We start from the raw sequence: 17473 nt of genomic DNA, 5'->3' as shown, positions 1-17473 counted from the left end.
TTCCTTAAATTCTTTGCTGTAACGTTTCATTGCGATCCCCTCCGTCTCTGTTCGTTCAGTTTAACAGATTTTTGGGGAATTTGCGACTGCACTTACAGGGTACTACTCCAATGTTTGAATTTTGTCTGGCCTTAACTAGTATCACTTTTGGCAAAAATTTTGACACATCAAACGTAGATAATCTGTCATCCATGTTCTATTACTGCTGGTCGCTGCAGCAATTGGATGTGTCGGGCTTTGATACGCAAAGTGCAACAAACATGTATAGCATGTTTTACTATTGCTCTGCTCTAAGGCAATTGGATGTATCACGCTTTAATACAGAAAAAGTGACGAACATGTCCAACATGTTTTGCAATATGCAATACATCGATAAGCTGGATGTATCCAGCTTTGACACCTCCATGGTCACCAATATGACTGGCATGTTTAGCGCTTGCCGAGCCACAGAAATAAAGGGTGTGGAGAATTTGGACACATCAGCGGTCACCATGATGAGTGAAATGTTTTCCGGCTGCGATCTGAATACGTTGGATTTGCGTAGCTGGAATACTTCCAATGTTGAAAATTTCCAAGGAATGTTCAAGGGATGCTATGCCCTAACGACATTGCAATTGCCCGATCCCTTCGTAACCAGCAAGGCCAAGACCCTTGATAATTTATTTGCGTCGGATAAAGTTCTGACCATCCCGGATGTCAGCAATTGGGACACTTCTAATGTGGTCGGAATGAGTGAATTATTCTCCGGATGTGAAAAGCTCACCTCGGTAGATTTGACAAAGTGGAAAACCGATAATGTCACGAGTATGTATGGTATGTTCAAAGGCTGCAAAGCGCTGACTGAACTGGATTTGAGCAGCTTCAACACAGCCAACGTGACCAGCATGAGTGAAATGTTTGCAAGCTGCGAAAAACTAAAAACGCTGAAAGTGAGTGATACCTTCACAACCGGAAAGGTAACCAACATGGGCAGCATGTTCTACTCTTGCAAAGTATTGGAGACCATCCCGGATGTGGTATCCCACTTCGACACTTCCAATGTCACAAGCATGGAGAAAATGTTTAGCTATTGCAATGCGCTGACCAATCTGAGCCTGCAATTTAACACCTCCAAGGTCGTGGATATGGGCTCTATGTTCCTGCGATCGGAAAATCTGCAAACGCTCGATCTCGGCGATCAGTTTAACACCGCCAAGGTCCAGACTATGCGCAACATGTTTGACGACTTGACTTCATTGACCAGTCTGGATCTTGGTGAGCAGTTTACAATTGAAAGCGTCAACACCGATCTTCAGGTCTGGAGTCTTTTCGGTGGTTTGCAATTGGAAAGCATCGAAGGCGTGCGTTTAGGCGAAACGAACAAGATTACCGAAATACAAGGTATGTTTTATGGTTGCCCTAAATTAAAAAAAGTATCGTTTGTTGTTCCGCAGGATGGCGCAAGATTTGATGAGCTTTCCTCCATATATAGAATGTTCTATGATTGTCCTTTGCTGGAGGAAGTTGACTTGGGCAACTGGATTCTGCCCAATCTGACTAATACGCATATGATGTTCATCGACTGCCCTGCGGTGAAAAAGATCAATCTGTCCTGGTCGGGCATTCGTTCGAAAGCGGACCTTTTCACCATAACCGATATGTTCGGTAATATCACCGGCAGCGCTACGCTGGAAATCGGCAGCGATCCCACCTCTCAGGATGTTATGAACAAGATTGCGCAGGCGTTCCCCGGCAGCGTAACCGTCAATGGTTTACCTTGGTCTGCATCCAACGCAATTGCTCTGCCAGAGTTACCAGCCAATGAGCTGACTTCGGCACCGGAAGAGGTTCCCCCGCAGGAGAACGAATCCAGTGAATCAACCGAACCTTCGGATACACCGACCGAACCCTCGGAGGATATAACGGGTGAGCCGGAAGTAACCCAGCCGCCGGAAAGCAATACGGATGAACCCGAACAGAATCCGGAGGAAACGGCGCCTTCGGGCGAAGCTCAGCAAACCCCGCAACCTGACGGCGAACAGCAAACAATCCCTCAGGAGCCTGCGACTTCGGAAGAACCCTCGGTCGTGCAGCCGGAAACCAATCCGGAACAACCCGATTTGTCAGAGACCACTGGCGCTTCTACGGAAAACAATGTCGCTCTGACAGAGTGCGCCACCATTCCGACTGCGCAGAACTGGAAGGCCTCTGCTCCTGTGATGCGGACTAGCGGAGAGGGTGCAGCCGAACGGGCAACCGACAGTGCGTCGATTAAAATTCATCCCAATAGCACGCCGGCGGGTTCGGCCATTCAGTATCGTCTTCGGATAAAATATGTTGGCGGCATGGGAGCACAAAGCGGACAAGTTCAGCTCAATTTCCCCATTCCGGAAAAAGTACATGTTCTGACCGACTCTGAACTGAGCGGCATGACCCAGAAACCGACCGATCCGGATACCGGAAAAGAGATTACAGCTGACGATTTGCTTGTTCTATCTGATGTGGAATACAGCGATGATGCTGCGGTCGGCTATTTGGGCGGGCGCGTAGTAGAGGAGCCAAAAATTGTCGATGAAAATGGGCAGAAGTATCTCCGGGGTACCTTTGAAGGTCTTTTTACCGGCAATGAATACGAAATCGCTTTCTGGTGTGTGCTGGACAGTAAAGCCGTAGCAGATGACGGCTATACCTATTGGGACGGCACTGCCTACGCCCAAGACAAAGCCGCTACGGCAGCCTCTAACGTCTATCGACTGTGGTATAAGAGTGGTGACGATACCCCCGATCCTCCCACGGCTACCGAGCATGCTGTCACGTACAAATTTGAAGGAGCAGTGCCATCGGGTGTAACACCGCCTTCGGTGGAACTGCATGCCAAAGATGAGACAGTGACACTCCCGTCTTATAGCAAGCCGAGCACGGTCCCTGATTACTATACCTTTGACGGTTGGTCCTCCAAGGATGTATCCATTGGTAATAGCAGCTTTACGATGCCCGACGCCGATGTGACCATCATCGGTACTTGGAGCATCAATGAAGCGAGCGCTCCGAAAATTACGGTAACTTATGAGTATACCAATAACAATGAGGCGCAACACATCCCTGACGGTGCACCGACCATCACCCCAACGCAGCAGGTAATGGTGGGCAATACCCATGCGATCGTTCAGATTCTGGAACACGCAGATCATCATATTTTTGAGGGTTGGAAACCCACACTGACCATCGGCGGCACATCTGTTACATTGAACGATGATAACGCAGACGGTATTTACACCGGTGCGTATAATGGTACGACCTACACCATCAACACCACCGGCGTACTTCAAACGGAGCAATTCCGGGACGCGAATGGAGCAGTCACCGTATCTTACACCGGCCCTTGGCATCCTTATACGGGCAACATTCAACTGGATGCCAACGGTGGCGAGGGAACTATGGCTGAGCTGCGCAATGTTACTTGGGACACAAAGACTGTAACTATTCCGCAAAATACCTTTACCTATCCGGTGAATGGCTATGAATTTGTTGGATGGGCCACATCACCTTCCGGAAATGCCTCCCTGCAGCCAGGTGATTCTGCCGCAGGTCTGATTACGCAGGATGGTGCCACAGTGACACTGTATGCCGTTTGGAAACGGTCCTCCTTCGAGGTGGGCTATGCTCTGTCCAATGTAACCAGCAGCAATACTGGCACAACCGTTGCACGGGGTGATAGTTATACCACTATTCTGACCCCATCTGATGGTTGCACAATGGACAAGGTGAGTATCACGGTAGGCGGACGCGAAGTCGCGATCGACCCCAGCATTTATGATGCTTCCACAGGACAAGTAAATCTATCTAATGTGGATGGTGATATCATCATTCGTGCTTCAGCAGTTCCGATTACCAAGCCGCCTGTCACACAGCATACCATTACCGTATCCGTCACCGGCGGTACAGCCAGCCACAGCGGTGCTGTGTATGTCAATGATGGCGACGATTTGACAATCACTTTTACACCGAATGCAGACTATGTATTGAATAGCGTAACGGTTGACGGAAGCGCAGCAAGCCTGACCGGTAACGCTTACACATTTGCCCATGTGACAGGCAATCACACAATTTCTGTTGTATATCAGAAGAATGGTTCCGGTGGCTCCGGCGGTGGCGGAGGCGGCAGTTCTGTTACCGATAAATACCCTGTTCATGTTGAGGATACCGGCAACGGCACCGCAACTTCGGATAAGCAGGAAGCTGCACCGGGCGAGGTTGTCACGGTCGATACCAACGGCACAGTAACCGATATCACAATTGTGGACAAGGACGGAAATGAAGTGCCGATTACCGACAACGGCGACGGTTCGTTCACCTTTGAGATGCCGAATTCCGAGGTAACGGTAAAGGTTGAATTTGAACCGCTTCCCGAAGTGGCAGATCCGAATGACACCGGCGTTGCGGATTGGCTTGACACTGTCAACCATAATTCCTATCTGAATGGTTATCCGGACGGGACCTTCCAGCCCGGCGGCAACATGACCCGCGCGGAAGTGGCGCAGATGTTCTACAATCTGCTGCTGAACAAGGATGTTGCGGTCACCGTATCGTTCAGTGATGTGAATTCGGAACGCTGGTACGCTACGGCGGTGAATACACTGGCGTCCCTCGGCATCATCACGGGTGTGGGAAATGAAAAGTTTGCACCCGAACGAGCGATCACACGTGCGGAATTTACGGCCATTGCCATGCGTTTTGCCAAGCTGGACAAGACCGGCATCAATATTTTCTCGGATGTGCAGCAAAGCGACTGGTTCTACGATTATGTAATTGGCTCCATTCAATACGGCTGGATTACCGGTTATTCGGACGGTACATTCCGTCCCAACAACACGATCACGCGTGCGGAAGTCACGACGATAACCAACCGTATGCTGGGACGCGCAGCAGACGAAACCTATGTTGGCAACAACAGTTCTTCCCTGCGTTCGTTTGCGGATGTAACCGGCACGCATTGGGCGTACTATCAGATCATGGAAGCCACGAACAGTCACGAATTTGAGAAAGCAAATGGTGCGGAGACTTGGAAGAATCTCAAATAAGGGTTTAAGACCATTTACGCTTTCATCACCAGTGAAAAAGTTTTTCCCGGCCAGCAACGGTTTCGTTGCTGGCCGCTTTTTATGCAGCACACAGGTCCGGAGCGGAATTATGCTCAAGTTAAGCAGAAGTAGAAAGTCTGTTCCATTGCCTTATTACCTACCTTTGGATCGCATACTCGATGGCGTGGAATAGAATCGGATAAAATTGCTCGTGGGCTGGCAGGAGATCCTTCAATAACGGACGATATTCCCGGTATCGGCGACCGCAGCAATGGTATAACAGCTTCTTCGTGCTGTTACAGATTATGAAGAATTTTTGGGAGTTTATCAACAAGACTGACCGTTGTCGGTCTGCCATATCACAATAATCCTTACTCTGGTTATATGACACCCGATACTAGTTGACAGGTCCGCTATGATTTGGCTTCCTCAAACCAATGGTATTGCTCTCGAAACAGGAATGCTTCCTTTCTCCGGACACGGATCGTGTATCAAATACCTGTCCCATCGACTTTGAACGAAGCTGTCTGATGGACATCCAACATCTGCTCTACGGCAAATTTGCGGCTGTCTTCCCACCGTATCAACGTGGGAATGATTTTGCCGTCGGTGGTCCATTCCGTCGCAATACCGACAAACACTTTTTGCATGTTTTCCACCTCCTGCGTTAAAAAAGCCAACCGGGTGGGTGATGTGGTCTGCTTTGGCATCGATCCCGGCTATTGCCTTGCCTTGCAGCACAACGGCCCGCCAGATGCAATGGATTCCGAACCGTTCGCTGCCAGCCATACTGTCTGCGCAAAAGAGACAGGGCGGTATGGATGATCTCGCCGGTGATATCGGTTGGCTGCTTGAGCTTGCACTGCCGTTCAAACATTTTCCTGAGCGTAGATTGGATATAGTGCAAATTCACCTGTGCCAGATCGCCAGAGGATAATGCCGTGCCGCGCTTCGCCATCCCTGGCGACCGCAACCGGTTTGTCTTGTACCTCAGGGTGGTACGGGCACTCAACCGAGGCGTAGAAAGAGTTCATATTGCTGTGCAAAATCGTGCGTCCTATATGCTCACCACACTTTGATTTGCAACAAAATAGTAGAACGTTGTTCGTATTTGTCAATGGGAAGTATTGAAGATAAGGGGGGCAATGATTTGGCGATAGCAATCATGAGCGAATCGGCCGGCAAACGCTGAAATGGCTCTCGGCTATACTGCGGTTTATTTCGGAGCGTATATTCTGGTATAATGGTGAAAAGGCGGTGTTGACATGAATAAGATCTTTATGAACAAAATTTGGTGCAATCGGTGCGGAGAGGAAATAGAGAGCCGCCATAGGCGTGATTTCCGTATGTGTCAATGTGGTGCATGTGCTGCGGATGGAGGGCGTGACTAACTGAGACAATGCGGCAAGCGGGAGGATTGGACAGAACTGTTGGTGTGTGAACCTGTAAACAAGGTAGGATAGGTTGCGTAGTGAGCGTAATAAACCTATCTTTTAAAACGGCATAGTACGCGCAGAGAAAACTTGAGGAGAAACGGCAAAAATATCAATAAGAAAATGGAAAAGGCGGCACGGGAGCAATGCTCCGTGCCGCCTTTTTTATAAGCGCTAAAGAATATTATTTGCTCTTGGCATATTGCTATCAGCTTTATCAAGCAGGCGTTTTGCAGAAGCTGGCGATAGGACATCTCCTAGTGAAACTTGACATCTGCACAAAGATGCATTTTGCCTGATAAAAGGAGATGAAGCGAAACGCACGAATCCTTAGTGCGGGTATTAGTCTGCTTTGAGCTCTACGAGGACCTCAATTTCGCAAGCAATTCCGCCCGGCAGTGTATTAACGCCGATGGCAGTTCTTGCAGGCATGCCGACTTCTTCGCCAAACAGCTCTACCAGTAAATTAGAACCGCCATTTACGACCTGCGGTTGTTGTTCGAAAGAATCTGCACTGTTAACGAAAGCAAGCACCTTTACAAATCGTTTAATCTTATTCAGATCCCCGGTCTTGGCATGCAGATTTGCAAGAAGGTTGAGCATGCAGTTATAAGCGGCTTTCTGGCCTTCTTCCAAAGTCAGATTTTCGCCTACACGACCAATAACGGTATTGCCGTTACCAAGATCGGGCCCGCAACCGGAACAATACAGAAAATTCGAACCAAATTCCTGTACCGGCGTATAAACACCGCCCTTGGGAGGTGGAGCGGGTAGGGTAATTCCTTTTTCTTTCAAAGTGTCATAAACGTTCATGATAATCTCTCCTTTACATGTTTGAATGAACAATATGAAATCGGAATGTGGCAATCCTATATCGTAGATTTACGAATGCTTGTCAATAGGTGATTTTCCGGTTCCTTGCGGTTACTTCCCATTCGCCTACAATTTCGCTGTTCGCGACTACGATTACGGACGGATACAGCGCACTGGTCGGGCAAATATGGGTTGGAATGACAAAAAGTTCTTCCCCCACTTTGGGACATTCATCTTCGTGGCCTGACTTCATGCGGAAGGTCCAATGCTCTTCGCTTTGGAACATCTCTTCATAGTTTTCAATCCCCAGCAGTTGCCCGCGGATACCTGCCAGATCGGCCGCGATACCCTTGTAGCCGAGGTCGAGGGAGAAAGTGCCTTCGCAGGGGTTGCTAATCACGCGCGTCAGGATAGCTGCTGCGGGGACGTAAGGTAAATCGGGGAACTTCTTGCTGTATCCGTAGTCATGTACAAAGATCGTTCCGGGCGAATAATAGACCGCTACATTGTTGACCTCTTCTTCCTCTGCAAGATTGGAAGCGGCATGGCAGGGGAAGGATGGGGAGCCGCCGATAATGACCAGCGAACAGGTCGGATGCTCCTTGTAAATTGATTTTAACAGCGGAATAAGTTCCCTGTCAACATGGTCGGATTGGGCTTTCCTGTCATGGTAATCGTGTTCGGTGCGATGACCGTCATAGCAGTGCAGTCCTTTAAGAGTAAGCCCGTCAATGGCCGAACAAGCGTCGCAAAAGCTGATTAGGTTGGAAAGCGGAACACCGGTACGATTCATGCCCATATTGACATCTACCAAAACGTCCACATTTCCGAGAGAAGAGGCTCTTGCTGCTTGGCCCAGAAGGGAGAGCATGTTCAGGCAGTCTCCGATCGCATAAAAATGCGTATCCGGAAATGCTTCGGACAGACGGATAAAACGTTCGATGTTTGGACCCACCAGCGGGTACGAGAGCACAATGTGTTCCGCACCACAAGAAGCGGTCATTTCCGCTTCGGCGATCGTTGCGCATTTGAAACGACGGATACCGTATTCCATAGACAGACGGATCATTTCGGCCATCTTGTGGCTTTTTACATGTGGCCAGAGGTGTTCTGCGCCGTGAGCAGTCTCAACCGCTTTTTTGAAATTGCTGCGAAGAATATCTCGGTAATAAATAAGAGCGGGAGTAATAATATCTTCGCTTCCTTTGAAAGAGTAAGACGGTTCCATGTTTGCTTTTCCTCCTTTATCCACTGAATAATATAGGCGCTTCTCTGCAAATGTGCAATAGATTTGATAAAATGTTGAAATGAAAATCTGATAATTATTATTTTACACAAAAAGTTGAAATAGTCAATCGGATGAAAAAATAAATAGTAAAATTGTGATATTAAACAATAATTGAATTAAAAAGTTATATAAAATATAGATATTAGATTACATAGAGGAAAAACATATTGACAAATTGTTGAGACGAAATTAGAATCAATTCAAACAATTTGTTTAATCCGTAATGTAGGAGGTAATGAAATGGAAGGGAACTTTGGAACGTTTTTTCTGATCGGCTTTGCGGCTTATGTTGTTCTGATGATTGTCATTGGATATGTAAGCAGTAAGGGGAAATCCAAAGGAAAAGGCTATTTAACGGGAGGTGGACAGTTACCGTTCTTCTTGATCTTCGCCACAATGGGCGCAACACTGATCGGCACAGGATCTTCGATCGGTGCAACAGCAAATGGATTTAAGATGGGTTTCGGTGGCGCTGCATATGGACTTGGAGCGGCACTTGGCGTTCTGACGCTGGCATGGATTGCGCAGAAGACAAAATTAAGAGAAAAAAACTTTGTAACTATGGCGGAAGAAGCGCAATTCCATTATAATGGAAATAGACTTGTGAAGAACGTCATGAGTATCATGATGTATATCATCGAAGTGGTGTGGCTGGGTAACCATGTCAATGGCGGCGCGACTTACTTGAGCTATGTTACTGGGGTGGATTTGGTAACAGCGAAAGCAATTGCAGTTCTGGCGTTTGGCGTATATGTAATCATTGGCGGCTATCTGGCGGTTGTTTGGACAGACCTGATTCAGCTGACCATTCTGGTTGCCGGTTTCATTGCTATTACAGCGGTGTGCCTTCCGATGGCAGGTGGCTGGACTGGTATCACAGAGGCGGTCACTGCAGCGGGCTTGGAAGGTAATCTGACTTTCTATGGTGTTGGCACCATGGGCGTAATGGCTTTGATATCGCTGATTTGGTCGATTTTTATTCCCTGCTGGGGCACACCAACTTACCGGATGAGAGTTTATACCGCAAAAAGCAATAAAACAGCAACCAACGCGTTGAAGATGTCCGGCCTGTTGCTTCTTGTATTCTCTCTGCTTCCGGCAATCATCGGCATGGCTGCTTTTACGATTGCGACAAACAACAATGCTACATCGGTTCTGGAACATCCGGATTTCGCTTTCACCTATATTGCAACGACTGCATTGGGCCCCGTTTTGGGACTACTGTTCATGATTTCCGGCCTTTCTGCAACTATGTCCTCGGGCGACTCCGATGCGATTGCGGGTGTTACGATTGCAATCCAAGATATTTACCCCATCTTTACCGGTAAGAGCTTGCCGGAGGAGAAAGTGGGAAAATGGTCGCGTATTATGACGGTTGTCACGCTGCTGCTGGCGTTTTGTGCGACGCTGTTTGCTCAAGATGTTATCAGCTACATCAGCAACGTAATCGGCTCCATCATTCCGGGTGTGTCCATTGCAATGGTGCTTGGCGCTTTGTGGAAGCGGGCAACTTGGCAGGGCGGTCTGGCCAGCGTAGGTGTTGGCACCCTGTTTGGTATTCTCTATCTGTTTGTACCTGCTTTCCAGAGCTGGATTGTTTCTATCTTTACCGGTCCGGCTATCCCGGCTACCATCATCGCTTTGGTTGCTGAAGTCGTAGTATCTCTGTGCACTAAGAAGGTGGAAATGTCCGAGGAAGAGCGTATGGCACTTGTAATTGAAAGCCGCGGCGTGGCTCAGTAAACCAATTCCCTCGTGATAGAACCCCACGACGCAGCTCTGCAATAATGAAAATGTGTTGGGGGTTGATGACAATTAGCTTTGTAGTTAAAAATTTTAAGATGTTATGTGAGATATGCGAATGCATCGCCAAACAATTTGGCAATGACTGCGAGGTTGTTCTACATGACTTAACGAGGGACTATGACAATACCATCGTAGGGATATGGAACGGGCATGTGACCGGAAGAAAAGTCGGAGACGGCGGCACGGATGCAGGGCTGGCTATTTTGCGCGGAACCGCTCAACCGGAAGATCAATATTGCTATATCAATAAGACAAAAGAGGGGCGCATTTTGCGCTCCTCCAGCAAATACTTTTTGGATGAGAAGGGCAACGTGGTAGGCAGCCTTTGTATGAATTATGACATCACAGCGCTGGTTGCAGGACAGACCGCAATCATGAAATTGACGGGTTCTGATGGAAGCGGCAATACAGGTGAAGCCAAAAGCAATGCTGGGGAAGTTTTCACCGGCAACATCGATGAACTGCTGGAGATTCTCATGAAGGAAGCGGTGGAAAACACTGGCCATGCGTTGGATGAACTGGATAAGGATGATAAGGTTGCAGTCGTACGCTATCTGGATAATAAAGGTGTTTTCCTGATCAAAAAATCTGCGGAAAGGGTAGCGGACTTTTTAGGCATTTCCCGTTTTACTGTCTACAATTATCTCAATGAAGCCCAGGAGGAGGCAAAATAGCATGTCCAAATTCCTGATCAAAAACGGCGTCATTTATGACGGATTGGGAAATCAACCATTTGAAGGCAGTGTTTACATAGAAGATGAAGTAATTAAAAAAGTTATCCGCAGCGAAGCGGATACTGCTGAACTGGAAGCGGCTTTGCAGAAGACGGAAATCATTGACGCACAGGGCAAGGCGGTAACACCAGGTTTTATTGATATCCACAGGCATTGTGATATTCAGCCGTTTTACGGCACCGACTTTGGAAAGGTCATGCTGGCACAAGGCATCACCACAACGGTTGCAGGCAACTGTGGGTTTTCTATGGTTCCGGTCCCGGAAGATGAGGCAAAAGCGGAAGAAATGTTTGCGTTTGCGGAGCCTGTTGTTAGACCGGCATACCGTGGCATCCACACATATGGCGAATATATGCAAGCGATGGATAAACTGAAACTACCGCTGAACTTTGCTTCTATGATTGGTTCTGGCACAGTGAAGATTGCGGTAAAAGGATTTTCGAACACGCCTTTTACCGAGCAGGAGATGCAGCGGGCCACAAGTTATATAGAAGATGCTCTGGAAAAAGGCGCGGTCGGCGTATCGGCGGGTATCATGTATCTGCCGGAGTGTTATAATGCTACCGATGATTATGCAAAGATGTTGGCTCCGATGGCAAAATACCATACGCCGCTGTGTGTGCACATCAGAGGCGAAGGGGACAGCATGGTGGACAGCGTGAAAGAGGTCATAGAGATTGGCAAGCGCGTGGGTTGTCCGGTTGAGATCAGCCATTTCAAGTCCTGCGGCATGGCAAACTGGAGAAAGGAGATCCATCGTGCCATCGCGCTGATTGAGCAGGCGCGAAAAGAAGGACAGGATGTGACCTGCGACTTCTATCCGTACGAAGGTGGTTCCACCTCGCTGACAACCATGGTTCCTCCTGCATTTGTAAATGGGGATATGAATCGTGCGCTCGAGCGCATGGGAACCAAAGAAGGCGTAGAGGAATTCTGCAAGTCTTTGGGAATTGAGTATGAGGATTGGGATAACTTCGCTATCACACTTGGCTGGGACAGAATCCTGATTTCCGGTGTGAACAAGGGGAGCAACCAGAAATTTGTCGGCAAAATGGTATCTGATGCGGCAAAAGAGTATGGCTTTGAGAGCGACGGTGCGTTTGTTGCGTGGCTGCTGCATGACGAAGACGGAAAAGTCGCTATCATCAATATGAGCATGTGCCAGGATGATATTGACACGGTCGCCAAGCTTCCGTATTCCAATGTGATTTCCGATTCTATCTATGCGGTTACAGATACACCGCATCCGAGAATGTACGGTGCATTTCCCAAAATTATCCGAGAATATGTGCAGGAGCGTCATCTGTACACGATGGAGGAAGCCATTCGGAAGATGACAAGCCTCCCAGCTGCAAGAATGGGTATTGTACGCCGTGGCCAGATCAAGGAAGGATATTATGCGGATATTAATATTTTTGATCCTGCAGAGCTAAAAGATCATGCTACATTTGAAAAACCGGTTCAGCTTGCCAGCGGTATTGCAAAATGCTTCGTTAACGGAAAACTTGCATGGGCGGATGAAAAGCTCTGTAACGACGCATGCGGAAAAAACCTGCGTCGTACAGATGTATAAAAGTTGGGTCTTTTGGAGGAAATGACGATGAACGAAGCATTAATTCAAAGATTCAATGAGAGGTTAAAAGCTGGAAAAGCAGTTTTTGGACCTTTTATGAAAACTTGCGATCCGGGGTTTGTGGAAGCTGCAGGGTATGCGGGAATGGACTTTGCCATTTTGGATATGGAACATGGTCCTATCAGCATTCAAAGCATGCAGAATAATATTCGCGCAGCTCAAGTTTCCGGAATTCTTCCGGTGGTAAGAGTGCCTGCTATCACTGAGGAGGCGATTGGAAAAGCTTTGGATATCGGCGCAGCAGCGGTTGAGATTCCGCAGATAACAACGGCGGAACAAGCGCGGGAAGCGGTAAAACTCGCTAAATTTTCTCCGCTGGGAGAAAGAGGAGTGTGTCGCTTTGTGCGTGCGGCCCACTATTCTGCCATGAATAAGGCGGCGTACTTCGAAGGTGCAAATCAAACAATCGTTATTGCACAACTTGAAGGGCAACAGGCCATTGACAACTTAAACGATATCTTGGATGTAGAAGATATAGACATTTTCTTTATCGGGCCGTATGATCTGTCCCAGAGTCTGGGCGTTCCGGGGCAGGTGACCCATCCACTGGTAGTGGAAGCGATGAATACCATCGTAAAAGCTGCGAAACAGAGGGGTGCGGTGATAGGAACCTTCACGGACAGCAAAGAGACGATGGAAATGTGGGCGAAAGCAGGAGTCCAGTATATTTCCTATTCTGTGGATATGGGTATCTTCTATGAGGCGTGTAAAAGTCTAAAAGAGCAATTCTGCGGTTGCTGTGAAACGGTTTGCTGAATAAGTAACAAAAGGGTTCTTCTGTGATATGAATTTATCATTGAAGAACTCTTTTTTTACAATATAGATAAAGGTTTTGTGCAATACAAGTAAAGTGTATAACGATGCAACGACACATCATCAAGTGGGGGCTGAACTGACAGTACAAGAGAAAGCGCATCGGCTTGACCGGAAAAACAAAGCGCCCCGGAACAGAAGCGCTGAACGGAAAGACGGTGCTTTTTGCGGAAGGAGCAGGGCGGGAGGTGGTGCGTCGGATGGGAAATTCAAATTTTGAGTTGCCGGAAAGTGTGAAGATACGCTGAGAGAGTCTGAAATTAGCAAGAAACGGGCATGAAATGACTGAACGCGCTGGGCTGGAAGAGTTGTTTGAGACGATGGATGTCAGAACTATGGTTTAGAACAATGTGTTCAAAATGCTGATAGAACAAATTGTTCTGAATTATACTGCAAATGGTGATAAAAATGGAGCGATATCCGAGAATCCGCGACCTGCGGGAGGATCGTGATTTGACACAGGCACAGGTGGGAGAAGCAATTCATATTCCTCAACGCACCTACGCGTATTATGAAAGTGGACAGCGCATGATTCCGCCGCATGTATTATGCGCTTTGGCGGATTTTTATGATGTTAGTGTGGATTACCTGCTGGGACGGACCAAGAATAAGCGGTAGGGTGAAAACATGGATGCTGCTGCAATGTTTTCGGTTGATCGCTGTGTGAAATGCAGGAAATAGGCTTTTGCTTGCGATGAGCGATTGGATGGCAGATCCGTTTGTTTTATTGTATCCATCCGGCAGGTGTAAATAACTTTTGCGTGTGGTGCATCTGTCAGACCGTAAATGTGCAAAGGAGGCGAAAAAATGCATCAATTCAAAGGAAAAGATCATCCTTCGGCTGTAGAGTGCACGATGGAACGGATTATCGAGTATATCGGTCGGGAAGGGCTTGGCGATGGAGAGCGTCTGCCAAACGAGAGAGAGTTGGCGGAATTGTTGGGAGTAGGCCGCAGCACATTGCGTGAAGCATTGCAGCGCCTGACTGCTCGAAATGTATTGGATGTGCGCCGGGGCGTTGGTACATTTGTATCCTATAAACATGGTGTGGCGGATGATCCGCTGGGTTTTACGCTTATACGGGATAAAGACCGGCTGACAAAAGATCTGCTCGAATTTCGCTTTCTGGTAGAGCCGAGAGCAGCTGCTTTAGCCGCGATGCACGCCTCTGCAAATGATGTAGCGGAACTGGAATATTTGTGTTCGTGTGTAGATGATCTGATTCGTGCCGGTAAGCCGCATTTAGAACGCGATCAGGAATTTCATACCTGCATCGCGCGTTGCAGCGGAAATATGATTCTGCCAAAGCTGCTTCCCATCATCCACGGCGCAATCAATCTCTTTATTTCAGAGACTGGCGGACAGCTGCGGCAAGAAACCATTCGTACGCATCATGCCATTCTGAATGCAATTCGTGATCGCGATCCGATTGCTGCTTCGGATGCGATGTATCTTCATCTGATTTATAACCGGGATCGTTTGCGACCCGAGCCTGTTTCTCAAAGCGAGGAAACGGCATTTTCAAAATAATAAACAGTGCGATCCCTCTGGGCCACAACGATTGCGTTGCCGGTTCGGAGGGATTTTTATTGTTCAGACCAATTCTGGTAAAACAATTATATGTGGTCTGACCTCTGTCGGCATTTTTTCCAGATAGAGTATGCAATATTTATGCTTGCATCTGAAATTCAATTCTATATATTGACTTTTATATCACATAAATCTATTATTTGTTCATAAAATAAATAAAAATTGAATTATTTGGCAGGTGGTATGTGGTATGATAAGCCAGGAAATACGTGCCATCGCACCGGAACAGGATCCGTTGCGCATGGGCATGGGGTGGACAGTGGAAGATCTTTCTAAGCCACAAATCATGATCGAGAGCACATTTGGAGACAGTCATCCGGGCAGTGCGCATTTGTACGAATTGGTGGAACAGGCGGTATCCGGTGTAAAAGCAAGCGGAGGAAAAGCAGCCCGCTATTTTGTCACAGATATCTGTGACGGTATGGCACAAGGCCATGACGGCATTAATTATTCGCTTGCCAGCCGTGATTCGATTTGCAATATGATCGAAATTCACGCCAATGCAACGCCGTTTGATGGCGGTGTTTTTATTGCCAGCTGTGACAAGGGAATGCCTGCTCATCTCATGGGAATCGGACGAGTGAATATCCCGTCTATCGTTGTCACAGGCGGCGTGATGGATGCCTATCCTCTGTGTGATCCGGTGAAAAATGTGAAGGAAGATCTGTTGACTCTGGAGCAGATCGGCATATATTCGGCAAAGTGTGAGCGGGGTGAAATCAACGAAGAGCAACTGACCTGGTATAAGCAGCATGCGTGTCCTTCTTGCGGCGCCTGTTCCTTCATGGGCACTGCTTCGACGATGCAAATTATGGCGGAGGCGCTTGGCTTGATGCTGCCCGGTTCGGCATTGATGCCCGCTACCTGTCAGGATCTGAAGGAGGTCGCTTATCGTGCCGGTGTGCAAGCGATGGAACTGGCACGAAAAGGACTGAAACCGCGCGATATTGTCACGCTGGAATCCTTTGAAAATGCCATTATGATTCATGCTGCGATTTCGGGTTCGACCAATTCTCTGCTGCACATTCCGGCTGTCGCCAAAGAATTTGGCATTGCGATTGATGCAGACTTTTTTGACCGCATGCACCGCAATGCACATTATTTGCTGGACATCCGACCGGCGGGTAAGTGGCCGGCACAGTTCTTCTATTATGCAGGTGGCGTACCGCGTATCATGGAAGAGCTTCGGCCGATGCTTCATCTGGATGCCATGACGGTTACCGGAAAAACGCTTGGTGACAATCTGGACGAACTCAAGCAGAACGGCTTCTATGATAAATGTGATGCTTATTGTGCAAAATGGGGAACGACTTGGCAGGACATCATTCATCCGTTTGACAAGGCCATTGGAACGAATGGTGCGATTGCGATTTTGAAAGGCAATCTGGCACCGGAAGGCGCGGTTATCAAGCATACTGCCTGCCCGAAAGAGATGTTTCAGGCAACCTTGAAAGCTCGCCCGTTTGATAGCGAAGAAGAGGCGCTTTATGCGGTTCTGCACAAACAGATCCATCCTGGCGAGGCAGTTTTCATTCGCTATGAGGGTCCGAAGGGATCGGGAATGCCGGAAATGTTTTACACGTCCGAAGCCATTTCTTCGGATAAGGAACTTGGTCGCACGATTGCGCTGATCACAGATGGCCGTTTTTCCGGTGCCTCCACGGGACCTGTGATTGGACATGTTTCTCCGGAAGCTGCGGAAGGCGGACCGATTGCTTTGGTAGAAGAAGGGGATTTGATTCGGATTGATATTCCTGCGCGACAGCTGGATATTGTCGGCATCCATGGAGAAATGATGGACCCGGATGCGGTACAGCGCGTACTGGATGAACGGCGGAAACAGTGGAAACCCAAGCTGCCGAAGTATTCTTCTGGCGTTTTGCATCTTTTTTCGCAACATGCGGTGTCGCCGATGAAGGGTGGATATATGGAATAAGCGGCCCGTGCTGCAATCGTGAATGATAAGGGAGAAAGGAAGTAAATCTATGGCTACTTACTGGAGCGTAATCGTTTTTCTGATCGCATTGGCATACTTGCTGTTTACGATTATGAAACTGAAAATGAACCCGTTTTTTTCTATGATGTCCGGCGCGGTCATTGCAGGCATCTTGGTTCGGATGTCTCCTACGGACATTGTCAGCAGCATCTCAACCGGCTTTGGCGGCATTTTGGGATCTCTCGGCATTGTGATCTGGAGTGATACAATAAAACCGCACACCCAAGGTGGTATAATGAAGAACAGAAAGGGTGTTGAAGATGGGACAGAAATACAGTGCAGAATACAAGGCAGACGTGCTGAAATT

The 17473-nt window shown here is 48.0% G+C and carries 14 protein-coding genes and 1 pseudogene; 10 read left to right on the top strand and 5 right to left on the bottom strand.

From position 1 onward, the window contains the following. Nucleotides 1-110: 110 nt before the first annotated feature. Nucleotides 111-5060, top strand: a complete 4950-nt coding sequence (locus ACTQ34_RS15325; RefSeq protein WP_441364553.1) for a BspA family leucine-rich repeat surface protein — start codon at nucleotides 111-113, stop codon at nucleotides 5058-5060. Nucleotides 5061-5551: 491 nt separating this feature from the next. Here ACTQ34_RS15325 and ACTQ34_RS15320 read toward each other — a convergent pair whose 3' ends face one another. From ACTQ34_RS15320 to ACTQ34_RS15310, 3 genes and pseudogenes are all read right to left on the bottom strand, one after another. Next, a complete protein-coding gene (locus ACTQ34_RS15320; RefSeq protein WP_441364552.1) occupies nucleotides 5552-5710 on the bottom strand; it encodes a hypothetical protein in 159 nt (52 codons plus the stop codon). 17 nt (nucleotides 5711-5727) lie between these two features. Beyond that, nucleotides 5728-5937: a DinB/UmuC family translesion DNA polymerase gene (locus tag ACTQ34_RS15315; RefSeq protein WP_441364551.1), complete on the bottom strand. Its 210-nt coding sequence runs from the start codon at nucleotides 5935-5937 to the stop codon at nucleotides 5728-5730. Nucleotides 5938-5989: 52 nt separating this feature from the next. Further along, nucleotides 5990-6094 (bottom strand): annotated as a pseudogene (locus ACTQ34_RS15310) (Y-family DNA polymerase); the annotation flags it as partial. Nucleotides 6095-6325: 231 nt separating this feature from the next. On the opposite strand from ACTQ34_RS15310, the gene ACTQ34_RS15305 reads away from it, so the two are divergent. Then, nucleotides 6326-6451 carry a DUF7695 domain-containing protein gene (locus tag ACTQ34_RS15305; protein WP_441364550.1) on the top strand — a complete coding sequence of 42 codons (126 nt, stop codon included), beginning with the start codon at nucleotides 6326-6328 and terminating at the stop codon, nucleotides 6449-6451. Between the two features lie 384 nt (nucleotides 6452-6835). Here ACTQ34_RS15305 and ACTQ34_RS15300 read toward each other — a convergent pair whose 3' ends face one another. Beyond that, the gene (locus ACTQ34_RS15300) at nucleotides 6836-7306 is read right to left on the bottom strand and encodes a RidA family protein (protein WP_441364549.1); all 471 of its coding nucleotides are present in this window, start codon (nucleotides 7304-7306) and stop codon (nucleotides 6836-6838) included. A gap of 82 nt (nucleotides 7307-7388) precedes the next feature. Then, the gene (locus ACTQ34_RS15295; RefSeq protein ID WP_441364548.1) at nucleotides 7389-8534 is read right to left on the bottom strand and encodes a D-TA family PLP-dependent enzyme; all 1146 of its coding nucleotides are present in this window, start codon (nucleotides 8532-8534) and stop codon (nucleotides 7389-7391) included. 300 nt (nucleotides 8535-8834) lie between these two features. Between ACTQ34_RS15295 and ACTQ34_RS15290 the strand changes: the two genes are divergently transcribed. The 8 genes from ACTQ34_RS15290 to ACTQ34_RS15255 form a co-directional block, all read left to right on the top strand. After that, nucleotides 8835-10337 (top strand): sodium:solute symporter family protein, encoded by a 1503-nt coding sequence (locus ACTQ34_RS15290; RefSeq protein ID WP_441364547.1) that lies wholly within the window; start codon nucleotides 8835-8837, stop codon nucleotides 10335-10337. Nucleotides 10338-10402: 65 nt separating this feature from the next. Next, entirely contained in the window at nucleotides 10403-11074 is a 672-nt protein-coding gene (locus tag ACTQ34_RS15285) for a helix-turn-helix transcriptional regulator (RefSeq protein WP_441364546.1), read from the top strand. A 1-nt stretch (nucleotide 11075) separates the two neighbouring features. After that, entirely contained in the window at nucleotides 11076-12707 is a 1632-nt protein-coding gene (locus tag ACTQ34_RS15280; protein WP_441364545.1) for an N-acyl-D-amino-acid deacylase family protein, read from the top strand. 27 nt (nucleotides 12708-12734) lie between these two features. Further along, nucleotides 12735-13523, top strand: coding sequence for an HpcH/HpaI aldolase family protein (locus tag ACTQ34_RS15275; protein WP_441364544.1), 789 nt, complete (start codon nucleotides 12735-12737; stop codon nucleotides 13521-13523). Nucleotides 13524-13988: 465 nt separating this feature from the next. Next, nucleotides 13989-14198 (top strand): helix-turn-helix domain-containing protein, encoded by a 210-nt coding sequence (locus ACTQ34_RS15270; RefSeq protein ID WP_441364543.1) that lies wholly within the window; start codon nucleotides 13989-13991, stop codon nucleotides 14196-14198. A gap of 189 nt (nucleotides 14199-14387) precedes the next feature. After that, nucleotides 14388-15110 carry a FadR/GntR family transcriptional regulator gene (locus ACTQ34_RS15265; RefSeq protein ID WP_441364542.1) on the top strand — a complete coding sequence of 241 codons (723 nt, stop codon included), beginning with the start codon at nucleotides 14388-14390 and terminating at the stop codon, nucleotides 15108-15110. Nucleotides 15111-15360: 250 nt separating this feature from the next. Next, entirely contained in the window at nucleotides 15361-17106 is a 1746-nt protein-coding gene (ilvD, locus tag ACTQ34_RS15260) for a dihydroxy-acid dehydratase (protein WP_441364541.1), read from the top strand. Nucleotides 17107-17155: 49 nt separating this feature from the next. Continuing rightward, nucleotides 17156-17473 (top strand): GntT/GntP/DsdX family permease (locus ACTQ34_RS15255; RefSeq protein WP_441364540.1); only part of this gene is annotated, 318 nt, incomplete at its 3' end.

This window comes from Agathobaculum sp. LCP25S3_E8, from assembly GCF_052117165.1.
GTDB lineage: Bacteria > Bacillota > Clostridia > Oscillospirales > Butyricicoccaceae > Agathobaculum.
This window is presented reverse-complemented; position numbering and strand designations above follow the sequence as displayed.

What these genes read in the sequence shown, in the direction of transcription:
- ACTQ34_RS15325 (WP_441364553.1), top strand. Translation starts at nt 111, where the DNA reads ATGTTTGAATTTTGTCTGGCCTTAACTAGTATCACTTTTGGCAAAAAT.
- ACTQ34_RS15320 (WP_441364552.1), bottom strand. Translation starts at nt 5,710, where the DNA reads ATGCAAAAAGTGTTTGTCGGTATTGCGACGGAATGGACCACCGACGGC.
- ACTQ34_RS15315 (WP_441364551.1), bottom strand. Translation starts at nt 5,937, where the DNA reads ATGTTTGAACGGCAGTGCAAGCTCAAGCAGCCAACCGATATCACCGGC.
- ACTQ34_RS15305 (WP_441364550.1), top strand. Translation starts at nt 6,326, where the DNA reads ATGAATAAGATCTTTATGAACAAAATTTGGTGCAATCGGTGCGGAGAG.
- ACTQ34_RS15300 (WP_441364549.1), bottom strand. Translation starts at nt 7,306, where the DNA reads ATGAACGTTTATGACACTTTGAAAGAAAAAGGAATTACCCTACCCGCT.
- ACTQ34_RS15295 (WP_441364548.1), bottom strand. Translation starts at nt 8,534, where the DNA reads ATGGAACCGTCTTACTCTTTCAAAGGAAGCGAAGATATTATTACTCCC.
- ACTQ34_RS15290 (WP_441364547.1), top strand. Translation starts at nt 8,835, where the DNA reads ATGGAAGGGAACTTTGGAACGTTTTTTCTGATCGGCTTTGCGGCTTAT.
- ACTQ34_RS15285 (WP_441364546.1), top strand. Translation starts at nt 10,403, where the DNA reads ATGACAATTAGCTTTGTAGTTAAAAATTTTAAGATGTTATGTGAGATA.
- ACTQ34_RS15280 (WP_441364545.1), top strand. Translation starts at nt 11,076, where the DNA reads ATGTCCAAATTCCTGATCAAAAACGGCGTCATTTATGACGGATTGGGA.
- ACTQ34_RS15275 (WP_441364544.1), top strand. Translation starts at nt 12,735, where the DNA reads ATGAACGAAGCATTAATTCAAAGATTCAATGAGAGGTTAAAAGCTGGA.
- ACTQ34_RS15270 (WP_441364543.1), top strand. Translation starts at nt 13,989, where the DNA reads ATGGAGCGATATCCGAGAATCCGCGACCTGCGGGAGGATCGTGATTTG.
- ACTQ34_RS15265 (WP_441364542.1), top strand. Translation starts at nt 14,388, where the DNA reads ATGCATCAATTCAAAGGAAAAGATCATCCTTCGGCTGTAGAGTGCACG.
- ilvD (WP_441364541.1), top strand. Translation starts at nt 15,361, where the DNA reads ATGATAAGCCAGGAAATACGTGCCATCGCACCGGAACAGGATCCGTTG.